The organism is Paracoccus marinus (assembly GCF_007018965.1).
Taxonomy (GTDB): Bacteria; Pseudomonadota; Alphaproteobacteria; order Rhodobacterales; family Rhodobacteraceae; genus Paracoccus; species Paracoccus marinus.
Genome location: NZ_VJYZ01000007.1, coordinates 126508 through 148105, shown reverse-complemented (window position 1 = coordinate 148105; position 21598 = coordinate 126508). Strand labels below are relative to the sequence as shown.

At 69.9% G+C, this 21598-nt stretch carries 23 protein-coding genes and 1 tRNA gene; 9 read left to right on the top strand and 15 right to left on the bottom strand.

All coding sequences use genetic code 11. The features are described from left to right. Nucleotides 1-46 precede the first annotated feature (46 nt). Nucleotides 47-2104, top strand: coding sequence for an acetyl-CoA carboxylase biotin carboxylase subunit (locus FNF32_RS04965; protein ID WP_131674463.1), 2058 nt, complete (start codon nt 47-49; stop codon nt 2102-2104). Nucleotides 2105-2191: 87 nt separating this feature from the next. Here the strand turns inward: FNF32_RS04965 and FNF32_RS04960 are convergent, their stop codons facing one another. Next, nucleotides 2192-2530: a DUF4174 domain-containing protein gene (locus tag FNF32_RS04960; RefSeq protein WP_131674462.1), complete on the bottom strand. Its 339-nt coding sequence runs from the start codon at nt 2528-2530 to the stop codon at nt 2192-2194. A gap of 75 nt (nt 2531-2605) precedes the next feature. Between FNF32_RS04960 and FNF32_RS04955 the strand changes: the two genes are divergently transcribed. After that, the gene (locus FNF32_RS04955) at nt 2606-3208 is read left to right on the top strand and encodes a hypothetical protein (protein WP_131674461.1); all 603 of its coding nucleotides are present in this window, start codon (nt 2606-2608) and stop codon (nt 3206-3208) included. A gap of 147 nt (nt 3209-3355) precedes the next feature. Here the strand turns inward: FNF32_RS04955 and FNF32_RS04950 are convergent, their stop codons facing one another. Then, nucleotides 3356-3769, bottom strand: a complete 414-nt coding sequence (locus FNF32_RS04950) for a DUF4174 domain-containing protein (protein WP_246087693.1) — start codon at nt 3767-3769, stop codon at nt 3356-3358. 196 nt (nt 3770-3965) lie between these two features. Here FNF32_RS04950 and scpA point away from each other — a divergent pair, with 196 nt between their 5' ends. Together scpA and FNF32_RS04940 are read left to right on the top strand one after the other, a co-directional pair. Further along, entirely contained in the window at nt 3966-6104 is a 2139-nt protein-coding gene (gene scpA / locus FNF32_RS04945; RefSeq protein ID WP_131674460.1) for a methylmalonyl-CoA mutase, read from the top strand. Nucleotides 6105-6138: 34 nt separating this feature from the next. Further along, nucleotides 6139-6729, top strand: coding sequence for a hypothetical protein (locus FNF32_RS04940; RefSeq protein WP_131674459.1), 591 nt, complete (start codon nt 6139-6141; stop codon nt 6727-6729). Between the two features lie 24 nt (nt 6730-6753). Here FNF32_RS04940 and modC read toward each other — a convergent pair whose 3' ends face one another. The 8 genes from modC to FNF32_RS15260 all read right to left on the bottom strand — a co-directional run bounded on the left by modC (nt 6754) and on the right by FNF32_RS15260 (nt 14658). After that, a complete protein-coding gene (gene modC / locus FNF32_RS04935; protein ID WP_185961864.1) occupies nt 6754-7833 on the bottom strand; it encodes a molybdenum ABC transporter ATP-binding protein in 1080 nt (359 codons plus the stop codon). Further along, nucleotides 7830-8540, bottom strand: a complete 711-nt coding sequence (gene modB / locus FNF32_RS04930; protein ID WP_131674458.1) for a molybdate ABC transporter permease subunit — start codon at nt 8538-8540, stop codon at nt 7830-7832. Before modB ends, modC begins: the two co-directional genes overlap by 4 nt. Before the next feature lie 2 nt (nt 8541-8542). After that, complete coding sequence (modA, locus tag FNF32_RS04925) at nt 8543-9325, bottom strand: molybdate ABC transporter substrate-binding protein (protein ID WP_131674457.1); 783 nt, start codon at nt 9323-9325, stop codon at nt 8543-8545. 79 nt (nt 9326-9404) lie between these two features. Beyond that, nucleotides 9405-9782, bottom strand: coding sequence for a winged helix-turn-helix domain-containing protein (locus FNF32_RS04920; protein WP_131674456.1), 378 nt, complete (start codon nt 9780-9782; stop codon nt 9405-9407). Then, the gene (ligD, locus tag FNF32_RS04915) at nt 9779-12241 is read right to left on the bottom strand and encodes a DNA ligase D (RefSeq protein WP_131674455.1); all 2463 of its coding nucleotides are present in this window, start codon (nt 12239-12241) and stop codon (nt 9779-9781) included. Before ligD ends, FNF32_RS04920 begins: the two co-directional genes overlap by 4 nt. Further along, nucleotides 12242-13255, bottom strand: a complete 1014-nt coding sequence (ku, locus tag FNF32_RS04910; RefSeq protein WP_131674454.1) for a non-homologous end joining protein Ku — start codon at nt 13253-13255, stop codon at nt 12242-12244. Nucleotides 13256-13351: 96 nt separating this feature from the next. Continuing rightward, the gene (locus FNF32_RS04905) at nt 13352-13732 is read right to left on the bottom strand and encodes a cell division protein ZapA (protein WP_131674453.1); all 381 of its coding nucleotides are present in this window, start codon (nt 13730-13732) and stop codon (nt 13352-13354) included. Next, a complete protein-coding gene (locus FNF32_RS15260) occupies nt 13732-14658 on the bottom strand; it encodes a hypothetical protein (RefSeq protein WP_185961855.1) in 927 nt (308 codons plus the stop codon). The genes FNF32_RS04905 and FNF32_RS15260 overlap by 1 nt, the downstream gene beginning before the upstream one ends. Nucleotides 14659-14863: 205 nt before the next feature. On the opposite strand from FNF32_RS15260, the gene FNF32_RS04895 reads away from it, so the two are divergent. The 4 genes from FNF32_RS04895 to FNF32_RS04880 all read left to right on the top strand — a co-directional run bounded on the left by FNF32_RS04895 (nt 14864) and on the right by FNF32_RS04880 (nt 17071). Beyond that, a tRNA-Thr gene (locus FNF32_RS04895) sits at nt 14864-14938 on the top strand. Nucleotides 14939-15081: 143 nt separating this feature from the next. After that, a complete protein-coding gene (locus FNF32_RS04890) occupies nt 15082-15279 on the top strand; it encodes a hypothetical protein (RefSeq protein WP_131674452.1) in 198 nt (65 codons plus the stop codon). After that, nucleotides 15280-16563: a UDP-N-acetylglucosamine 1-carboxyvinyltransferase gene (gene murA, locus FNF32_RS04885; RefSeq protein WP_131674451.1), complete on the top strand. Its 1284-nt coding sequence runs from the start codon at nt 15280-15282 to the stop codon at nt 16561-16563. Then, nucleotides 16556-17071 (top strand): DUF2948 family protein, encoded by a 516-nt coding sequence (locus FNF32_RS04880; protein ID WP_131674450.1) that lies wholly within the window; start codon nt 16556-16558, stop codon nt 17069-17071. The genes murA and FNF32_RS04880 overlap by 8 nt, the downstream gene beginning before the upstream one ends. Nucleotides 17072-17107: 36 nt before the next feature. Here the strand turns inward: FNF32_RS04880 and FNF32_RS04875 are convergent, their stop codons facing one another. The 5 genes from FNF32_RS04875 to FNF32_RS04855 form a co-directional block, all read right to left on the bottom strand. Next, nucleotides 17108-18061 carry a 2-hydroxyacid dehydrogenase gene (locus FNF32_RS04875; RefSeq protein ID WP_143796498.1) on the bottom strand — a complete coding sequence of 318 codons (954 nt, stop codon included), beginning with the start codon at nt 18059-18061 and terminating at the stop codon, nt 17108-17110. Beyond that, entirely contained in the window at nt 18061-18423 is a 363-nt protein-coding gene (locus tag FNF32_RS04870) for a tRNA-binding protein (protein WP_131674448.1), read from the bottom strand. The genes FNF32_RS04875 and FNF32_RS04870 overlap by 1 nt, the downstream gene beginning before the upstream one ends. Further along, complete coding sequence (gene proC, locus FNF32_RS04865; RefSeq protein ID WP_131674447.1) at nt 18420-19229, bottom strand: pyrroline-5-carboxylate reductase; 810 nt, start codon at nt 19227-19229, stop codon at nt 18420-18422. Before proC ends, FNF32_RS04870 begins: the two co-directional genes overlap by 4 nt. 118 nt (nt 19230-19347) lie before the next feature. Further along, entirely contained in the window at nt 19348-19851 is a 504-nt protein-coding gene (locus FNF32_RS04860) for a type III secretion system chaperone family protein (RefSeq protein WP_131674446.1), read from the bottom strand. Between the two features lie 262 nt (nt 19852-20113). Beyond that, nucleotides 20114-20761 carry a lytic transglycosylase domain-containing protein gene (locus tag FNF32_RS04855; protein ID WP_131674445.1) on the bottom strand — a complete coding sequence of 216 codons (648 nt, stop codon included), beginning with the start codon at nt 20759-20761 and terminating at the stop codon, nt 20114-20116. A gap of 272 nt (nt 20762-21033) precedes the next feature. Between FNF32_RS04855 and ssb the strand changes: the two genes are divergently transcribed. Beyond that, nucleotides 21034-21567: a single-stranded DNA-binding protein gene (gene ssb / locus FNF32_RS04850; RefSeq protein WP_131674444.1), complete on the top strand. Its 534-nt coding sequence runs from the start codon at nt 21034-21036 to the stop codon at nt 21565-21567. The last annotated feature ends 31 nt before the right edge of the window (nt 21568-21598 follow it).

Genomic DNA, 21598 nt, shown 5'->3' with positions numbered 1-21598 from the left:
GCTTCATTCCGGGCGGCCTTTCCATGTCCAGTTCAAGGCGCGCCGCATGTTCCAGAAGATCCTGATTGCCAATCGCGGCGAAATCGCGTGCCGCGTCATCAAGACCGCGAAGAAGATGGGCATCGCGACGGTGGCGGTCTATTCGGATGCAGACCGGAACGCGCTGCACGTCAAGATGGCGGACGAGGCGATCCACATCGGCCCGTCGCCCGCGAACCAGTCCTATATCGTCATCGACAAGATCATGGACGCCGTCCGCCGCAGCGGCGCCGAAGCCGTTCACCCCGGCTATGGCTTCCTTAGCGAGAACATGAACTTCGCGGCCGCCCTTGAGAAAGAGGGTGTGGTTTTCATCGGTCCGCCCTCGCCCGCGATCCAGGCGATGGGCGACAAGATCACGTCGAAGAAGATCGCGCAGGACGCCGGCGTCTCGACCGTTCCGGGCTACATGGGGCTGATCGGCGACGCGGACGAGGCGGCGCGGATCGCGGCCCAGGTCGGCTATCCGGTGATGATCAAGGCCAGCGCGGGCGGCGGCGGCAAGGGCATGCGGATCGCGTGGAACGACGACGAGGCGCGCGAGGGGTTCGCCTCGTCGCAAAGCGAAGCCGCCAGCAGCTTCGGCGACGACCGCATCTTCATCGAAAAGTTCGTGACCGAACCGCGCCACATCGAAATCCAGGTGCTGGCCGACGCGCACGGCAACTGCGTCTATCTGCATGAACGCGAATGTTCGATCCAGCGCCGCAACCAGAAGGTCATCGAAGAGGCCCCTTCGCCGTTCCTCGACCCCGCCACCCGCGCGGCGATGGGCGAGCAGGCGGTCGCGCTGGCCAAGGCCGTGGGCTACGCCAGCGCCGGCACGGTCGAGTTCATCGTCGACGCGAACAAGAACTTCTACTTCCTTGAAATGAATACCCGACTTCAGGTCGAGCATCCGGTGACCGAGCTGATCACCGGGATCGACCTGGTCGAGCAGATGATCCGCGTCGCGGCGGGCGAGCCGCTGCCCTTCGCGCAGGCCGACCTGTCGATCGACGGTTGGGCGATCGAAAGCCGGCTTTACGCCGAGGACCCGTATCGCAACTTCCTGCCCTCGATCGGGCGCCTGACCCGTTACCGGCCCCCCGCCGAGGTCGCGGGCGGCCCGCTGGCCGCGAACGACCGCTGGGTGCCGTCGGTCGCGGGCACGGCGCCCGCCGTGGGCGACGCCGCCATCCGCAACGACACCGGCGTCTATGAAGGGGGCGAGATCAGCATGTTCTATGACCCGATGATCGCCAAGCTCTGCACCTGGGCCCCCGACCGCGCCGCCGCCATCGACGCCATGCGCAGCGCTCTCGACAGCTTCGAGGTCGAGGGGATCGGGCACAACCTGCCGTTCCTGTCTGCGGTCATGGACCATCCGCGCTTCGTGTCGGGCGACATCTCGACCGCGTTCATCGCCGAGGAATACCCCGAAGGCTTCGCCGGCGTGACCCTGCCCGACGCCGAGCTGGAACGGATCGCCGCCGCCTCCGCCGCCATGCACCGCGTGGCCGAAATCCGCCGCACCCAGATCACCGGGCGGCTGGGCAACCACGAGCGCCGCGTGGGCGAGGACTGGGTCGTGGGCCTGAACGGGCGCGAGTTCCCGGTGCGCGTTCGGGCCGACAAGGCGGGCTCGACCGTGACCGTGGGCGGGCGCGACCTGCGCCTGGAAAGCGGGTGGAAGCCCGGCATGGCCCTGGCCGAGATCATGGTGGACGGCGCGCCGCTGGTCATGAAGGTCGAACGGATCCCCGCCGGCTACCGCCTGCGCACGCGCGGCGCGGACCTGCGCACCCACGTCCGCAGCCCCCGCGCGGCCGAGCTTTCGCGGCTGATGCCCGAAAAGCTGCCGCCCGATACGTCGAAGTTCCTGCTGTGCCCGATGCCGGGCCTTGTCGTCCGCATCAACGTCGCCACCGGGGACGAGGTGCAGGAAGGCCAGCCGCTCGCCACCGTCGAGGCGATGAAGATGGAAAACATCCTGCGGGCCGAGCGCAAGGGCGTGGTCAAGTCGGTCGCCGCCAGCGCGGGCGAAAGCCTGAAGGTGGACGACGTCATCATGGAGTTCGAGTGAGTTGACCGGCGGCGCGGCACAGGGACGAAAGCGTCCGCCCGCCGGCCCGGCGCTGGCCGGGTCTCGGGCCGGGTCGCAGGCTGCGTCTCAGCCCGGGTCGCCGTCGCGCTCCATCTCGTCCTGCCGCATCGGCATCGCGTCCACGATTTCGAACAAGGTCTCGGCATCGACCGGCGTCTCGAACCGGCGCTTGACGGTCCCGTCCTTGCCGATCAGGCGCAGCTCGAACCCGTCCACGCCGCCGAAATCGGTCAGCACCGGCATGTCGCGTTCGCCAAGCCCGTGCGCCGCCGCCTCGAGGATGCGCAGCTGCTCGGTCACGCGGCCGTCGCCCTTGGACGGCGCGGCGATGACGAGCGGGCGCGCTCTTCCGTGCAGCTTGTCCATGTCGGCCTCGCTAAGCGGGATGGTGACGACTCGTTCCATGATGGCGGTTCCTTCCGGTCTGTTGCGGACTGACGCGCCGGGACCCGGCCGGGTTCCCGTCGGGGCCAGTTCCTGATGGCGCCGCTTGACGATCTTCTGTCGCCGCAGGCCCAGCAGGCGGTCATCGCGGGGCTGTTCCTGGCGATCGGCTGGTGGGTCGTGGGTTGGCAGAACCGCCGGCGCGACGACCGCCTGCGGGCCGAGCGGGTGCGCGACGTGCAACGCGCGCTGTTCGCTGAAATCCGCGCCTATCTCGCCGTTCTCGAACGCGACGATGTCGCGGTTTACGGCGCGCGGATCGCGGCGCGGATCGTGGACGAGCCCGGCTATTTCCCGGTGATCCCGTCGGAACGCAACGACGCCATCTTCAACGCGATCGTGGGCGAGATCCACGTGCTGCCGCGCGACACCGTCGATCCGGTCGTCCTTTACTACAGCCAGCTCAACGCCATCGTGGCGATGATCGCCGATCTTAGGAGCATTGATCTGGCCAAGATCGGCCCGGAACGGGCGGCGTCGATGTATCGCGACTATATCGCGATGAAGGTCGAGGCGGTGGAGATGGGGCAGACCGCGCTGCTGGCGATCCGCAGCAACATCGACGGGCGCGGAACCGGCGCAAACGCGCGCGGCGGACGCGCGGTCAGTAGCCCGGCTTCGGACCGGTCCGGCCGGTAATCGGCGGCGGGTTGTAGGATGTGGTGCTCATTCGCGGGCTCCTGTTCCTGCTCGCAAAGAATAGGAACGATAACGCCCGTATTCAATAGCCCATTGCCGGGGGTTTCAATCGCGCGCGGCAAATGTCGGCCAATCTTTCCTCTGGCGTCATTCCGCCCCTGCATTCCCCGCGCGCGCCCGAGCATTTTCGGCCCGGCTTTCGGGCGTCTTGTCGATCGCCCGGCCGATTTCCCGCGCGCTCCACGGGAACGGCTTTCGATCGACCAGCACCCCCTGCTTGTCGAGGATCACGAGCGAGAAGCCGACCGGCCGCAGCTTGCGCCGCCACGCCGATTGCTGCGCCGGATCTGTGTCGACCACCACCACCACGTCGCGCTGCGCAAGATACGCCGCGTCGCGCGCGATGAGGTCCAGCTGCGACCGGAAGGCCGGGTCGTCGGGCGTATCGGCAAAGACGACGACGGGGCGCGAGGCGAACACGAAATCCTCGGGCGCGACCCCGGATGCCTGGTGCAGCGCCAGATCGGGGGCCTGGACGGCGGCGGGCGCGGCCGGACGCACAGAAGGACGCTCTGCCGGACCTGACGCTGCGTCAGATGCGGGCGTGGATGCGGGTCCCGGCGCGGGCGGGGTCCCTGCCCCCATTGCCGCCACCATCATTGCCGCCAATCCTGCCGTCCATCGCATCGATAGCATCTGTGCCTCGCCTCGTTTTCGCAAGTATAGTGACGCGCCCGCCGCCTTAAAGGACCACGTGATGACCGACCCCAAGCCAACGCTCGACCAGTGGAACGACCTTGCCCGCAAAGAGCTCAAGGGCGCAGCACCCGAGACGCTGGACTGGGACACGCTTGAAGGGATCCGCGTCAAGCCGCTGTACACCTCGGCCGACACGCAGGACCTGCCGCACATGGGCAGCCTGCCGGGGATCGAGCCGTTCACACGCGGCCCTCGCGCGACGATGTATGCGGGCCGGCCCTGGACGATCCGGCAATACGCGGGCTTTTCGACGGCGGAGGAATCGAACGCCTTCTACCGCCGCAATCTCGCCGCCGGGCAGCAGGGCGTGTCGGTCGCGTTCGACCTGGCCACGCACCGGGGCTATGACAGCGACCACCCGCGGGTCGAAGGCGACGTGGGCAAGGCGGGCGTCGCCATCGACAGCGTCGAGGACATGAAGATCCTGTTCGACGGTATCCCGCTCGACAAGGTTTCGGTGTCGATGACCATGAACGGCGCGGTGATCCCGATCCTCGCGAACTTCATCGTGGCGGGCGAGGAACAGGGCCATTCCCGCGCCGTCCTGTCGGGCACGATCCAGAACGACATCCTCAAGGAGTTCATGGTCCGCAACACCTACATCTATCCGCCCGAACCCTCGATGCGGATCATCGCGGACATCATCGGCTACACCTCGGCGGAAATGCCCAAGTTCAACTCGATCTCGATTTCCGGCTATCACATGCAGGAAGCGGGCGCGAACCTGGTGCAGGAACTGGCCTACACGCTGGCGGACGGGCGCGAATACGTCCGCGCCGCGATGGCCGCCGGCATGGACGTGGACGACTTCGCGGGCCGCCTGTCGTTCTTTTTCGCCATCGGCATGAACTTCTTCATGGAAATCGCCAAGCTGCGGGCCGCGCGGCTGCTGTGGCATCGGATCATGTCGGACATCGGCGCGAAGAAGCAGTCGTCGCTGATGCTGCGCACCCATTGCCAGACCTCGGGCGTGTCGTTGCAGGAACAGGACCCCTACAACAACGTCGTCCGCACCGCGTACGAGGCGATGAGCGCCGCCCTGGGCGGCACCCAGTCGCTGCACACCAACGCGCTCGACGAGGCGATCGCGCTGCCGACCGACTTCTCGGCCCGGATCGCGCGGAACACGCAGCTGATCCTGCAAGAGGAAACCGGGATCACCCATGTCGTCGATCCGCTGGCCGGGTCCTATTACATCGAAAGCCTGACCGCCGAACTGGCCGACAAGGCCTGGGCGATCATCGAGGAAGTGGAAGCGATGGGCGGCATGACCAAGGCCGTCGCCACCGGTCAGCCCAAGCTGCGGATCGAGGAGACCGCCGCCCGCCGCCAGGCCATGATCGACCGCGGCGAGGAAGTCATCGTCGGCGTCAACCGCTACCGCAAGGACCGCGAGGACCCGATCGACATCCTCGACATCGACAACGTGAAGGTCCGCGCCAGCCAGATCGCCCGGCTGGAAACCATCCGCGCCACCCGCGACAAGGCGGCCTGCGACGCCGCGCTGGCCGAGATGACGCGCCGCGCGCGCGAGGGCGGGAACCTGCTGGAAGCGGCCGTCGAGGCCGCCCGCGCCCGCGCCACCGTGGGCGAGATCAGCATGGCGATGGAGGACGTGTTCGGCCGCCATCGCGCCGAGGTGAGGACGCTCGCCGGCGTCTACGGTGCCGCCTATGACGGCGACGAGGGGTTCGCCCAGATCCAGCGCGACGTGGAAGCCTTTGCCGAGGAAGAAGGCCGCCGCCCGCGGATGCTGGTCGTCAAAATGGGCCAGGACGGCCACGACCGCGGGGCCAAGGTGATCGCCACCGCCTTCGCCGATATCGGCTTCGACGTGGACGTGGGACCGCTGTTCCAGACCCCCGACGAGGCGGCGCAGGACGCGGTGGACAACGACGTCCACGTGGTCGGCATCTCGAGCCAGGCGGCGGGCCACAAGACGCTGGCGCCGCAATTGATCCGCGCGCTCAAGGACAAGGGCGCCGACGGGATCATCGTGATCTGCGGCGGCGTGATCCCGCAGCAGGACTACGACTTTCTGCGTCAGGCGGGCGTTGCCGCGATCTTCGGCCCGGGCACCAACATCCCGGTGGCCGCGCGCGAGATCCTGGACATCGTGCAGGCATCGCGGGCGTAGGCTGGGGCGTAGTCCGGGCAGAGGGGGTGGATAGGTGAAGGAAGACGTTCTCGAACAGATCGTCGAGGAATACCTGTCCCACCGCGGCTATTTTGTCCGGCACAACGTCAAGTTCCTGCCGGACAAGGGTCACGCCGACTACGTCACCAACCAGGACTCGAACCACAGCGACATCGATGTGATCGGCATCCACCCGACCATCACGGGCCCGGAGCGCATCATGGCTGTCAGTTGCAAAAGCTGGCAAAGCGGGTTCAATCCCAAGTCTGTCATCAAGGCCATCGAAAGCGGCGGAAAAATCGGTGGCAGCAGCGCCAGCAAGCGGTTCCGCGAGCTGACGAGCCCCAAATGGTCCGAAGCCTTCCGCGCCGCCGTCCTGCGCGAAACCGGGTCGAGCAGCTTTACCTATGTGACTGCCGTCGCGCGGCTGAAAGGCGCAGCGCAGGATTGGGAAACCCGCCCCGCGTTCATCGAAGCGATGGGCGGCAACCCCATCAAGCTGATCGAGTTCAAGACCATGCTGATGGAGATCCAGGATACGCTGACGACGACGCTCGCCTCGACCGAAATCGGCCGCATGGTTCAGATCATCCGCGCCGCGAGGATCACGCTCGTCGCCGAATGATGACCTGAGCCGACCGCCCGACGCTCACCCCCCGCCCTGCACCAGCCCCGCGCTTTTCACCGTCGCGTGGCAGGGCGTGCCGGGTTCCAGCCGCAGCGCCTCGACCGAGCGGGCGGTGATGCGGGCCAGCAGCGCCGCGCCGCCGGGCAGGCGCAGTTGGATCAGCGCGGTCGGCCCCTCGGGCACGATGGCGGCGACCGTCGCGGGCAGGACGTTCAGGGCGGAACTGTCGCGGGGCGGGGTCAGGGACAGAATGACCTCGGCCGCCCTGATCCGCAGCCGCACCGCCGTGCTGGGTTCCGCCGCGAGCCCCGGCACCAGCAGGTCGCCCGCAGCCGTGGCGATGCGGGCAAGCCGGTCGGGCTCGATCCCGGCCACCCTGCCCGTCAGGACCGCCCCGACCTCATCCCGGTCCAGAAGCGCGGCGGTGGTGGGGTCGGCCAGCATTTGTTCCAGCCCGCCCGCGCGCGCGACGCGGCCCGCGTCCACCAGCACGAGCGTCGTGGCGAGGCGCGCGACCTCGGCGATGGCGTGACTGATGTAGAGGATCGGCACCTCGGTCCGGTCCCGGAGGTTTTCGAGATAGGGCAGGATCTCGGCCCGGCGGGCGGCGTCGAGCGCGGCCAGCGGCTCGTCCAGGATCAGCAGGCGCGGGCGGGACAGAAGCGCGCGGCCGATGGCGACGCGGGCGCGTTCCCCGCCCGAAAGAAGCGCGGGCCGGCGGTCCAGAAGCGCGCCGATCCCCAGCATCGCCACCACCGCTTCCAGCGACGGCCCCGCCGCCCCGGGCGGCGCAAAGCGCGTGCCGTAGCCGAGGTTGCCGCGCACCGTCATGTGAGGGAACAGCCGCGCGTCCTGGAACACGTAGCCGATCCGGCGGCGGCGGACCGGCACCGCGATGCCCGCGGCGGTGTCGGTCAGCACCCGCCCGTCCACGACCACCCTGCCGTGGTCGGGCGCGATCAGCCCCGCGACCGCGTTCACGATCGTCGTCTTGCCCGAGCCCGAGCGCCCGAACAACGCGGTCACGCCTGCGGGCGCCGCGAAGGACGCATCGAGCGCGAAGCCCGGAAAGCGGTGGCGCAGGGCGACGTCCAGCATCAGCGCCCGGCGATCCGGGCCGCGACGCGGCGCGACAGCCACTCCGCCGCGACCAGCGCCACCATCGCGACCGCGATGGACAAGGCGGCCAGCCGCGCGACCGCTCCTTCCTGCCCCGGAACCTGCAGCGCGGTGTAGATCGCCGACGGCAGGGTCTGGGTCTGGCCGGGGATGTTCGACACGAAGGTGATCGTGGCCCCGAACTCGCCCATCGACTTGGCGAACGCCAGCACCGCCCCGGCGATAATGCCGGGCAGGACCAGCGGCAGGGTGACGGTCGCGAAGACCGCCGCGCGCGACGCGCCCAGCGTCGCCGCCGCATCCTCGAGCCGGGGGTCCACCGCCTCGATCGCCAGCCGCATCGCGCGGACCATCAGCGGGAACGCCATGACGGCGGCGGCCAGCGCAGCACCCGTCCAGCGAAAGGCGAAGACGATGCCGAACGTCTGTTCCAGCCACGCGCCGATCGGCCCGCGCCGCCCCATCGTCACCAGCAGCAGGTAGCCCGTGACCACCGGCGGCAGGATCAGCGGCAGGTGGACGAGCCCGTTCAGCAGCCCATGCCCCCAGAACCGCCCCCGCGCCAGGGCCAGCGCGCAGATCATTCCCAGCGGCAGGCTTGCGGCCGTGGCGACCAGCGCGACCTTGAGCGACAAGGCAAGCGCCGCCGCCCCGTCCGGTCCCAGCCAGCCCGCCGCCCCGCCAAGCACGATCAGTTCGCGGCGGGCGGCTGGCTGAAGCCTTCGGCGGCGAAGATCTTCTGCGCGGCGTCGCCCTTGAGTTCCGCGAAGAACCCGGCGGCGGCGGGCCTGGCCGCGGCCCCGGTCACCAGCGCCGCCGGATAGGTGATCGGGTCGTGGCTGCCCGCAGGGAACACGCCCGCGACGCTAACGCCCGACTCGGCATGCGCATCGGTCGCATAGACGATCCCCATCGCCGCCTCGCCCGACGCGACCAGCGCCAGCGCCGCGCGCACGTTGTCGGCCTGCGCCACGTCGGCCTGAACCCCGTCCCACAGCCCCAGCGCGGTCAGCGCCTGCTTGCCGTAGACCCCGGCCGGAACCGAATCAACCAGCGCCATCGCCAGCTTCCCGCCCGCAAGCTGCCCCTTGAGATCAAGCTTGCCGTCGATCTGCGGCACCTCGCGCGGCGTCTCGCCACCCGAACGCACGAGGACCAGCGTGTTGCCGAGCAGGTCCACCCGGCTGCCCGCGTCGATGCGGCCGGCCTTTTCCAGCGTGTCCATCCATTCGGGGGCGGCCGAGATGAAGATGTCGGCGGGCGCCCCTTCCTCGATCTGGCGCGCTAGTTGGGGGCTGCCCGCGTAGGACACGGTCGCAGTGTCGCCGGTGCGGCTTTCCCAGTCAACGACGACCCGGTCAAGCGCGGTCTTGAGACTGGCGGCCGCGAAGACCGTGATCTCCTCGGCGTGGGCCGGGACGGCGATCAGGGCGGCGGTCAGGGTCGCGGCGGCGAGGCGGAGGATGCGGGTCATGCTGGGGACCTTGCTTGCTGGGGTTCGAAGGGGGCTGCGTCGCCGCCAGTTAGGCAAAGCCGCGTTCCGGCGGCAAGCGCTATTTCCGCCCGGACATATCGGAAAGCCGCCGCAGCGCGTCGATGTCGGCGGCCGCCGCTTTCTCGGCACCGTCCTGGATGGCGCGGAACCGCGCCAGCACCTCGTGCCCCAAGGGTGTCAGCGCGGCGCCGCCGCCTTGCACGCCGCCGCGCGCGCTTTCGATCAGGGGCGCGTCGAACATGGCGTTCAGCGCCTCGGCCAGCGTCCACGCGCGCTTGTAGCTCATGCCCATGCGCCGCCCGGCGGCGGCGATCGAGCCGGTTTCCCCGATCAATGCCAGCAGGTCGGCCTTGCCGGGCCCCAGCCAGCGCCGGTCGTCTAGATAGACGCGCAGGCGAAGCGGGCGGCCGGTCAGGGCGCGGGCTTCATCCGTCATGTGGTCAGCGCCCGGATCGCCGGAGTCAGCGGAACCGGGGCCGGATAGTCGGGCGCGACGCCCGGTGCGCGGTCCAGCGCGTCGCGGATGGTGAAGACGTTCGCGCCGGGCAGCGTTTCCAGGACGTCCCAAGACACCGGCACGGCGACCGTGGCGCCCGGTCTGGCGCGCAGGGAAAAAGGAGCGACAGCAGTTGCTTGCGGCTGGTTTCTGAGCCAGTCGATGAAGATGCGCCCGGTCCGCTTCGCCTTGGACATCACGGCGACGAAACGGTCGGGCTCCTCGTCGGCCAGCACCGTCGTCAGCGTGCGCGCGAACAGCGTCGCGGTGGACCACGGGACGGTGCGCTTGATGTCGCAGACGATGTGGACGCCCTTGCCGCCGGTCACCATCGGCCAGCTCGGCAGGCCGAGCGTCTGCAGCCGGTCGCGCAGGTCGAACGCCGCGCGGCGCACGTCGCCCCAGCCCAGCCCCTCGTCGGGGTCAAGGTCGAACACCAGCCGGTCGGGCCGATCCGGCCGGTCGCGGTGAACGCCCCGGATGTGATATTCGATGACGCCCATCTGCGCGCCCGCGACCAGCCCCGCCGCGTCGCGGACATACAGCGCCGGCTCGTCCTCCCCCTCGATCTCCGTCTCGCGGATCTGCGCGGGGAACCCCTTGCCGGCGTGCTTCTGAAAGAACGACTCGCCGCCCAACCCTTCGGGCAGGCGCACCAGCGAGACGGGGCGGTCGCCCGTATGGGGCAGCATCAGCCCCGCCGCAGCCTCGTAATAGGCGGCGATCTCGCCCTTCGTGACCTTCACGTCGGGATAGACGACGCGCTTTGGGTTCGAAATGCGGACGCCCGCGACCACCGCGCCTTCGTCCGACCGGCCCGATGCGACCCGGACGACGGGGGTGGGCTTTGCGGCCGTCCGCCGCGCGGGCTTGGCGGCTTTCCGCGCGGCGGGCGGCTCGGGCATCTTGTCCTCGCGCAGCCCCTGGAAACTCGCGTGGCGCAGGCGGCCGTCGCCGGTTATGTCGGCAAAGCGGATCTCGGCGGCGATCACCGGCTCGACCCATTTCGCGCCCCGCGCCTCGGCCCGGGGCACGTCGAGCGCGGGCTTGGGGCGCGCATGTGGCCTTAGCGCCGCCGTGACGGCGTCTTGCGCCGCGCCGTCGAACCCGGTGCCCACCTTGCCGCGATAGAACAACTCGCCATCCTCAGCCCGGTCCGCCAGCAGCAGCGACGAGAACGCGCGCCCGGTCGCCTGCGAGGGCACCCAGCCCACGATCAGGTAGTCGTCGCGGCGTTCGCATTTCACCTTGCGCCAGCTGTCGCCGCGTCCCGAGCGATAGGTCGAATCGATCCGCTTCGACACGATGCCCTCGCCCCGCGCGGCGCAGATCGCGGCCAGCGCGTCGTCGCCGCTGCCTTCCACCGCGAGCGACTGCTCGATCAACCCCAGCGCGGGCACGTCCTTCAGAAGCGCCGCCAGCGCCGCCTGACGCGCCTTCAGCGGTTCCCGCTTCAGGTCCTTGCCATCGAGGTGCAGCAGGTCGAAAGCCACGAACGCGAACGGCCCGCCCGCCTTGATCGCCTGTTGCAGCGCCGTGAACCCCAGCTGCCCCGCGCCCGCCACGATCTCGCCGTCTATCAGCGCCGAACGCGCGGGCAGTTCCTCGAACGCGGGCAGCAGGGGGGCGAAGCGGTCAGACCAGTCGAGGCCGTTGCGCGTGCGGATCAGCGCGCCACCCTTGCCGATCTCGACCAGCCCGCGATAGCCGTCGATCTTGATCTCGTGCTGCCAGCCCTCGCCGGAGGGCGCGTCATCCACGAGCTTGGCCAGCATCGGCTCGACCGGCTTGGGCCGAGCAAGACGATCCGCGCGCCCGAACGGCGCCACGGGCGCGTCCCCGGCGATCCCCGCGAAGTCGCGGTTGGTGGCGACGCTCGCGCGGTAGCGTTTAACGGGATCGGGCGCGTGGGCGGCGTCGTCATCCTGCTTGATGAGCAGCCAGTTCTCGCGCTTTTCGCTGGGTTTTCCCTTGATCCGCACGAGGTCCCACGACCCGGTCAGCCGCCGCCCGTAGATCTGGAACCGCAGGTGCCCCTTGCCCAGGCCGTCGTCCACATCGCCGTCGGGCCGCCACGACCCGATGTCCCACAGCATCACCGTGCCGCCGCCGTATTCCCCCTTGGGGATCGTGCCCTCGAAGGTGAGGTACGGGATCGGGTGATCCTCGGTCCGCACCGCAAGCCGCTTTTCCTTAGGATCGAAGCTGGGACCGCGCGTCACCGCCCAGCTCAGCAGCACGCCGCCCCATTCCAGACGCAGGTCCCAGTGCAGCCGGGTCGCGTCGTGGTTCTGCATGGAATAGCGCAGCGCGCCCGAGGATGGCGCGCCCTCGTCGAACGGCTCGGCCGTGCGGGCGGGGTTGCGCTTGGCGCGGTAAGTGTCGAGCCGGTCGGCCAATCAACCCGCCTTGCGGGCGGGCGCGCGCCGGGCGGGCGCTTTCGCGGGCTTGGCGGGCGCGTCGTCGTCATCGTCGGCGTTGTCGGCGGGTCGAGCGGTGGACTTGGCGCGGGACGCGCGAGTCTTGGTGGCGGCCGCGGTCTTTGCCGTCGTCTTTGCCGCGGGCTTCACCGCAGCCTTCGGGGCCGCTTTCGGGGCGGCCTTGGCCCCGGCCTTGCCCGCCGATCCGCCCGACGCCTTCAGGCTTTCGCGCAGTGCCTGCATCAGGTCCACGACGTTGTCGCCCGACGGGCGGCTTTCGCCTTCGGTCGTCACGCGCGGCGCGCGGCCCTTGCGCTTGTCCTCGATCAGGGCCCGCAGCGCCCTGTCGTAGTGGTCGGTGAACGCCGCCGCATCGAACGGCGCGGTCTTTTTCTCGATCAGCGCCTCGGCCACGTTCAGCAGGTCCTCGTCCGCCTCCTCGTCCTCGATCGACGAGAACAGCGGGTCGGCGTCCTTGATCTCGTCGGCGTAGAACAGCGTCTCCATCAGCAGCCCGTCGCCGCAGGGGCGCACGGCGCACAGCTTTTCGCTGCCGTGCACGGTCAATTGCCCAAGACCCACCTTGCCCGATTTCCTCAGCGCGTCGCGCACCACACGATACGCATCCTCGGCCAGCTCGTCCGTGGGCACGATGTAATAGGGCTGGTCGTAGTAAAGCGGCGAAATCTCATCCATGCCGACGAACTGGACCAACTCGAACGTCTTCTTGGTCTCAAGCTTGATCGCGTCGATCTCGTCAGGTTCGATCAGCAGGTATTCGTTATCGCCGAGCGCATAGCCCTTCATGATGTCGTCGGTGTCCACCGGACCGATCCCGGCGACCGTCTTTTCATAGCGGATCGGCTTGCCGCTGGGGCCGTGGATCTGGCGAAAGCTCACCCTGCGCGCGGTCTTGGTCGCGCTGTGGATTTCCACCGGTATCGCCACGAGGGACAGGCGCAACTGTCCCTTCCAGATCGCACGTGAGGCCATCGTCGTTCCCCTGTTCCAGGGGCGGAACGCGCCGGCCCCGCGCGAGTTTCGGCAGGACCGTGATTTTACCGCGCGGCGTGGCGGCGCAGGCGGACGTTACGCGGACCGATCTTCCTCGTCGCCCAGCATCTCCTCGGCCTTCTCGGCCAGAGCCTCGGCGCGGGCGGCGAGTTCGGCCATGACCTCGCCGATCTCGGCCGGGATCACCGGGACCTCGATGCGCGGCGGGTTCGATTTCAGCCGCGCCAGTTCACGCTCGGCCGCCGCCGCCCGGTCCTCAAGCGCCGAGGTGCGGTCGGCCAGCATCAGCCCGGCAAGCAGCAGCAGCCGCGGCTCGGGCATCCGGCCCGCCTGGTCGAGGATCTGGCGCGCCTCGGCGTCCAGCATGCCGGCCGCGCGGCGCAGCAGCTTTTCCTCGCCGTCCTGGCAGGACAGGGTGTAGTCCTTGTGACCGACCTTGAATTCCACGTTGGGCATCAGCGCCGGTCTCCTTCGGTGTCCTCGGGGACGCTGCCCTCCCCGTCATCCTCGTCGTCGTAGACGCCGCCGAAAAGGGACAGCTCGTCCTCGGGCAGGTCTTCGCGCTCGACCGTCAGTTCGCGTTCGGCGGGCCCGCCGCCGTCAAGGTCAAGGTCGAGATCGGCGGCCAAGTCGGCGTCGTCCTGCGCGCCGGCGCCTGCGTCGGTGTCACCGGCGGTCAGGTCGGTGCCCGATTCCGCAACGGCTTGGGGCGGGCTGACGGGCAGGCCAGCGGGCAGGCCGGCGGGCAGGCCAGCAGGAAGGAAGGTGGCGGTGGTATCGCGCGCTGCCGCAACGGCATCGGGAACGTCGCCCGCGAACGCGTCGGAACCGTGATCCGCAGCCGATGCGGGCTTGCCCACCAGCGGCTTGCGCGGCGCGGGCGCGGGCGTTCCCAGCATCCGGTCCAGCGCGTCGAGGATCTCGCCCATCTGCGCGATCTCGGCGGCGCGGGCGGCCCGCAACGACTCGATCTCGGCCTCCAGCGCCGCGCGCACGGTGTCGCGGGCCGCATCGCCTGAGGGCGCCTTGCCGTCCGCCGCGGCGATCAGGTCGCGGTTCGCGGCCGACAGCCCGTCATTTGCCGCCGCAAGCCGCGCCATGTGCTCGCCCGCGCCCGCCAGCCGCTCAAGCGTTTCCTCAAGCCGTTCGCGCATCGCCTCGAGCGTCGCGGCCTGCCGGTCGTGCAGCGCCACGACATCGTCCGACAGTTGCCGGTTCTCGGCTTGCAGCGATGGGGCGGGCGGCGCGGCAACTGCCGGCGCGACCGCGGTCGCGGGCCGCGCGCGCAGCCGGGTCAGGTCGCGTCCCGCCTGCTCGACCGTATAGTCGAGCCGGTCAAGCGCGACGATCAGCCGCCGTTCACTGGCCGAGAGATCACTCATTCACTGGGTTCCCGCTTGTCCACCCTTTTTGTGGCATCGGGTGCGAGGGCTGGCAAGCCGTAGTGCCGGATCGCGTCATCCGCCCCATCGGCTCGGACGCTCGCCGCCCCTTGCCGCAACATTCGGCCGCGTCACGGATTTTTCTCACTTGCGCCGCCCCAAGGCTTTGTCTACATCGCGCCCCACGGCCCAGACGGCCGCCGATGCTGTGGTAGCTCAGTGGTAGAGCACACCCTTGGTAAGGGTGAGGTCGAGAGTTCAATCCTCTCTCACAGCACCATCTTCCCCCTTGCAGCGATACCCCGGCGACGTGCGGAACTGTCCTGTCGGACACCTGCGTCCTGCCCCGGCTGCCGCCAACTCCGACGCGCCCATCACCCGTCCCTTATGGACCTCGGCGGGCGGCGCGGGTAATTGGGCGGGATGACCAGACGTCTTCCCGATCCGCCCGGTGCCTCGGCATCCGACCGCCTTGCCCGCCGCGGGGCCGCGCTTCGCGCCAACCTGCAGCGGCGCAAGGAACAGGCCCGCAGCCGCGCGGACGGTGGCCGCGACCACAACGAGAACGAGCCGCCGGCGGGGATCGAGCGCCCGGACCCGGCGGACGAAAGCGAGGGATAGATGGACCAGATTCTGGTTCGCGGGAACGGCCCGCTGAACGGCGACATCGCGATTGCCGGGGCCAAGAACGCCTGCCTGGCGCTGATGCCCGCCACGCTGCTGACCGACGAGCCGCTGACGCTGACGAACGCGCCGCGGCTGTCGGACATCCGCACCATGACCGCGCTTCTGCAGTCGCTGGGGGCCGAGGTCGCCTCGCTGCAGGACGGGCAGGTGCTGGCGTTGTCGAGCGACGACATCGGCAACCACACGGCCGACTACGACATCGTCCGCAAGATGCGCGCATCGATCCTGGTCCTTGGCCCGATGCTGGCGCGCGACGGTCATGCGATCGTGTCGCTGCCGGGGGGCTGCGCCATCGGCGCGCGTCCGGTGGACCTGCACCTGCGGGCGCTAGAGCTGATGGGCGCGTCGCTGGATCTTCGCGACGGCTATGTCCACGCCAAGGCCCCGGCGGGCGGGCTGAAGGGCGCGGTCATCGACTTTCCGCTGGTGTCCGTCGGCGCGACCGAGAACGCGCTGCTAGCCGCGACCCTGGCGCGCGGCACTACCGTCCTCAACAACGCCGCGCGCGAGCCCGAGATCGTCGATCTCGCCCGCTGCCTGCGGGCGATGGGCGCGCAGATCGACGGCGAGGGCACGTCCACCATCACGATCCAGGGCGTGGACGCGCTGCACGGCGCCACCCACCCCGTCGTCACCGACCGGATCGAACTGGGCACCTACATGCTCGCGCCCGCCATCTGCGGCGGCGAGGTCACCTGCCTTGGCGGCCGGATCGAGCTGGTGCAGTCGTTCTGCGAGAAGCTGGACGAGGCGGGCGTGTCGGTCACCCAGACCGAGCGCGGCCTGACCGTCGCACGCAAGAACGGCGCGATCCGGGCCGTGGACGTGCGGACCGAGCCGTTCCCCGGCTTCCCCACCGACCTGCAGGCGCAGATCATGGCGATGCTCTGCACGGCCGAAGGCGAAAGCACGCTGGAGGAGACGATCTTCGAGAACCGCTTCATGCACGCCCCCGAACTGCTGCGGATGGGCGCGCGGATCGAGGTTCACGGCGGCACCGCCAAGGTGCGGGGCGTCGAGAAGCTGCGCGGCGCGCCGGTGATGGCCACCGACCTGCGTGCCTCGGTCAGCCTGATCCTCGCCGGGCTCGCGGCGGACGGCGAGACCGTCGTCAGCCGCGTCTATCACCTCGACCGCGGCTACGAGAAGGTCGTGCGAAAGCTGCGCGGCGTCGGCGCCGACATCGAACGCATCAAGGAGCCGGCGAGCCATGGCTGACGCAAGCTACACGGACGGCGCGCAGGGCGGCGCGCTGGCGATCCGGGCGGAAACGCCCGACGAGCTGCCGATCCTGTCGGCGCTCTGCCAGGACGCGGTGCTGACCGTGGGCGACATCCGCTATGACGGGACCGCCCGCACGCTGGCGCTGCTGACCAGCCGCTTCCGGTGGGAGGATCTGGCCGACCGGGCGCCGGCGTTCGGGCTGGCAAGCGCGGCCTCGGCCGAGGACGCCGACCGCCCGTATGAGCGGGTGCGCGCGATCCTTGCCGTCCGCGACGTGACGGCGGTCCGCAGCGACGGGATCGGGCGCGAGGACAAGGACACCGTCCTGTCGCTTCTGTCACTGGGCTGGACCCCCGGGCCGGACGGCACCGGAACGCTGGTCCTGACATTCGCGGGCGACGGCGCGCTGGCGGTCGATTGCGAGTGCCTGTCGGTGGACCTGCGCGATGTGAACCGCCCGCACCGCGCCGTGTCTGGCGCGATGCCGAGGCACGACGTGTGACCGCCCGATAACCCGAACGCCCTGAAGCCCGAGCGATCAGGCGACCCGGTCCGGCGGCTCGCGTCCCTCGTCCAGCGCCACGACGTTGGCCATCGCCCGCAGCGCCATCGCGGTGCGCGTCTCGGCGGTGGCGGTGCCCAGATGCGGCAGCAGAGTGACGTTTTCCATAGCCCGCAGCGCCTCGGGCATGCGGGGCTCGTGTTCATAGACGTCAAGGCCCGCGCCCGCGATCTGTCCTGCGGCCAGCGCCCGCACCAGCGCCGCCTCGTCCACCACGTCGCCGCGCGAGATGTTGATGAGAAAGGCGTCGTGGCGCATCCGCGCCAGTTCGGCGGCGCCGATCATGTGCCGCGTCCCCGCCCCGCCCGGCACCGCCAGCACGACGAAGTCGGCCACCGCCAGCAGCGCGTCGATGTCGGCAAGCTGCATCGCCGGGATGTCGAGCGCCGACACGCGCGAGCGGTTGTGGAACACGACCCGCATCCCGAAGCCCAGATGGCAGCGCGCGGCGATCGCCTTGCCGATCCGTCCCATGCCGACGATGCCGACGATCCCGCCGGTGACGTGGCGGCCCAGCATCTGCGTCGGCTGCCAGCCCTCCCACCCGCCCGCGCGCAGGATCCGCTCCCCCTCGCCTGCGCGGCGCGCGGTCGCGAGGATCAGCGTCATCGCGATGTCGGCGGTGGCGTCGGTGACGACGCCGGGGGTGTTGGTGACGACGACCCCCGCGGCGCGCGCGGCGTCCACGTCGATGTGGTTGAAGCCCGCGCCGAAGTTCGCGACCAGCCGCGTCCGCAGCCCGCGGCCCGCGAACGCCTCGGCGGTGAACGCGTCCCCCAGCGTAGGGATAATCGCGTCGAAGTCGCGCAGCGCCGCGCGGGCGTCCGCGACCGCAAGCGGCGCGGCATCCTGGCGGATGGTGGTGTCGAACCGCGCCGTCATGGCGCGCTCGGCGGCCTCGGTCATGCGGCGGGTGACGAGAAGGCGCATCAATACATCGCTCCGCCGTCGGGCACGTCGAGGTCGGGGCGGATCAGCACGACCTCGCCATCCGCATCGGGCAGGCCCAGCACCAGGACCTCGGACAGCACCTTGCCGATCTGGCGGGGCGGAAAGTTGACGACCGCGATCACCTGCCGCCCGGGCAGCGTCGCCGCGTCGTAATGCCGGGTGATCTGGGCCGAGCTGCGCTTTTCGCCCAAGGGGCCGAAGTCGATCCACAGCCGGATCGCGGGCTTTCGCGCCTCGGGGAAGGGTTCGGCGCGGGTGATGGTGCCCACGCGGAGGTCGAGGCGGTCGAAGTCGTCGATTGTGGCCAGGACGGCGTCCGGTGCGGCGCTGGCGTCGGTCATGCGCCGAGTTCCCGCGAGCGGGCGGCGGCGGCGGCCACCGTTTGCGCCATGAGCGGCGGCAGGCCCGCGCGCTCGTCCATCAGGACCGACAGACCAGCCGCCGTGGTCCCGCCGGGCGAGGTCACGTTCGCCCGCAGCACCGCCGGATCCTCATCGCCCGCCATGGCCAGCGCGCCCGCGCCCGCGACCGTCGCGCGGGCAAGATCGAGCGCCAGCGCGGGCGGCAGTCCCTGCGCCTCGCCAGCCGCCGCCATCGCCTCGATCAGGTGGAACACGTAGGCCGGGCCCGATCCCGACAGCGCCGTGACCGCATCCATCTGCGCCTCGTCATCCAGCCGAACGACGTTGCCGACCGCCGCCATCAGCGAATGGGCGAGGTCGAGCGCCGATGCATCGGCCCGGTCGTTCCCGACGATGGCGGTGATCCCCTGCCCGATCGCCGCCGGCGTGTTGGGCATGGTCCGCACCACCGCCGCGCCCGGGAACGCGCGCGCAAAGGCGGCAAGGGTGACGCCCGCCGCGACCGACAGGACCAGCGTGCGCCCCGCGCGCCCGGGTTGCAGGCGCGGCAGCACGTCGCCCATCATCTGCGGCTTGACCGCGATCACCAGAACGGCGGGATCGTCCGGCAGGACCCCGTTCGCCGCGACCCCGGCCTGCGAAAGCCACGCGGGCGGATCGGGGTCGATCACCGCGACCGCGCCCGGCTCGATCCCGCGCGCGAGCCAGCCTTTCAGCAGCGCGCCGCCCATCCGGCCGCAGCCGACCAGCACCAGCCCGCGCCCGTTCAGTTCCGCAAGGTCCATGCGCGCCCCCTGTTTTCCGAAAACGCCCTAGGGGTAGCCAGCCCGCCGCACCCTGTCCAGCCGCAGCCTGTCCAGCCGCAGCCTTCCCGGCTATGGCACGGGCGCGAATGACGCGCGCTCAGGCGCGGCCGTAGGCCCCGGCGATGGCGATGTTGAGCGCCTCGGACGCAGGGGCGTTGCCCCAGCAGGCCATCTGGAACGCCGGATAGAACCGTTCCGAGGCGTCGATGGCGGCGCGGATCATCCGATCGACCTGCTCGGGCCCGGCCACCGCCTCGCCCGACAGGACCAGTCCGTAGCGCCACACCATCAGCCGCTGCTCGCCCCAGAAGGTGAAGCCGCCGTCCCAGACCTGGTCGTTGGCAAGGTTCAGCAGCTCGTGCAGCGTCGTCATCCGGTCGGCGGGCGGGTCCATGTCGAAGGTGCAGACCAGCCGCAGCACCTCGTCGCGGGCCGACCAGGCGAGCGTGAGCGAGTAGCTGCGCCACTGCCCCTCGACCACCATGGCGATCTGGTCGTCGGCGAGCCGGTCGAAATCCCATTCGTGGTGGGTGGCGACGCTTTCGACGATGTCGATGGGATGGATCTCGTCGCTGAGGATGAAGCTGTCGGTCTGTGCCATGCCTGTCTGCCCTCTGCCTCTGCTCGGTCGGGTTAACCCCAACCTGTGGTGGCGAACACAACAACCGGGTGGTTTCCGCGCCGCCTCTACCAGATATCGTCGGGTCGAATCGGGAGTGGTGTAAAGGAAAACATTGATGACGGTGGATGTTTTCCGGGGATAACCCCCGCGCGCACGCATGCCGCCCCCCTGAAACGCGAACCGCCCGCGGATCGCGGGCGGTCGTCTCGGTGGTTATTGCGCCCGCAAGGGACCGGCGCGATCAGCCGCCGTGGATGATGCGGACGTAGTTCTTCGTCTCGCGGTAGGGCGGGATGCCGCGATATTTCTGCACCGCGCCGGGACCGGCGTTGTAGGCGGCAAGCGCCAGCTGCCAGTTGCCAAAGGTGTTGTACTGCTGGCGCAGGTAGCGCGCGCCGCCTTCCAGGTTCTGCAGCGGATCGTTCGGGTTCACGCCCAGCTTGGCGGCCGTCGCGGGCATCAGCTGCGCGAGGCCGCGCGCGCCCTTGTGGGACCGCGCCGCCGGGTTCCAGCCCGATTCCTGCTGGACGAGGCGCAGGAACAGATCCTCGGGGATGCCGTGCTTGCGCGCGACGGCGCGGGCGTGCGGCAGGTACTTGCTGCGCTGGTTGCCGCGATAGGCCGGGATCGCGCCGCGGTCGAGCTCGATCACCTTCACCGTGCGCCGCTCGCGCCCCGCGTCCGGGCGCAGTTTCTGCGAGCGCTGGTACTGGCCCGACAGCCGCGAATCCATCAGCTGCGTCTGGCGCTGGAACTGGCTCGCCCGCGATTTCGACGATGCCCCCGAAAGCCTGAGCCCTTCTGCCGAGGCTGGCACCGCGACCGCCGTGGCGGCCACCGCCAGGACACAGGCCCTCAGAATCCGCCCAGCCGTCTTGCTGATCATCATGGTCGCCCTCTTGATCCGCCGTATTCTTGTTTTGGGGCGACTATACGCAAATCGCGACTATCCGCCACGTTTTCTCACGCAGCCGCGAGAAACGATCGGCAGGATCACGCCGAGCCGGTTCCGGGCCAGTGCCGGGCCGGTGCCGGTCCGGGCGGCCGGTTACCTGCGCCCCGGCCCCCACGGCTCCCCATGGCCCCCCACGGCCCTTGCCGGGCGGCGGCCGCGCGGTCTACACCACCCGGCAATACGGACGTGCAGAAGGGGGACGCACCATGGCAGGCAGCATCAACAAGGTCATCCTGGTCGGCAATCTGGGCCAGGACCCGGAAATCCGCACCTTCCAGAACGGCGGCAAGATCGCGAACCTTCGCATCGCCACGTCCGAGAACTGGAAGGACAAGAACAGCGGCGAGCGGCGCGAGCGCACGGAATGGCACACGGTCGTGATCCATTCCGAGCCGCTGGTGCGGGTGGCCGAACAGTACCTGAAGAAGGGCATGAAGATCTACGTCGAGGGCCAGCTTGAAACCCGCAAGTGGCAGGACCAGTCGGGCGCCGACCGCTATTCGACCGAGGTCGCGCTGCGGCCGTTCCGGTCGGAACTGCAGATGCTCGACGCGCGCGGCGGCGGTTCTGGCGGTGGCCAGGGTGGGGGCGCGGGCGGCGGCCAGGGCAGCTACGACCAGGGCTACGGTGACTACGGCGGGGGTTCGGGCGGCTCCTCCGGCGGGCGCGGCGGTTCGGGCTCATCGGGCGGCGGCGCGGGCGGCAACCGGCCCGAGTTCGACGACGAGATCCCGTTCTGAGGATTGAGCGACCACGGCGGCCCCTGATCGG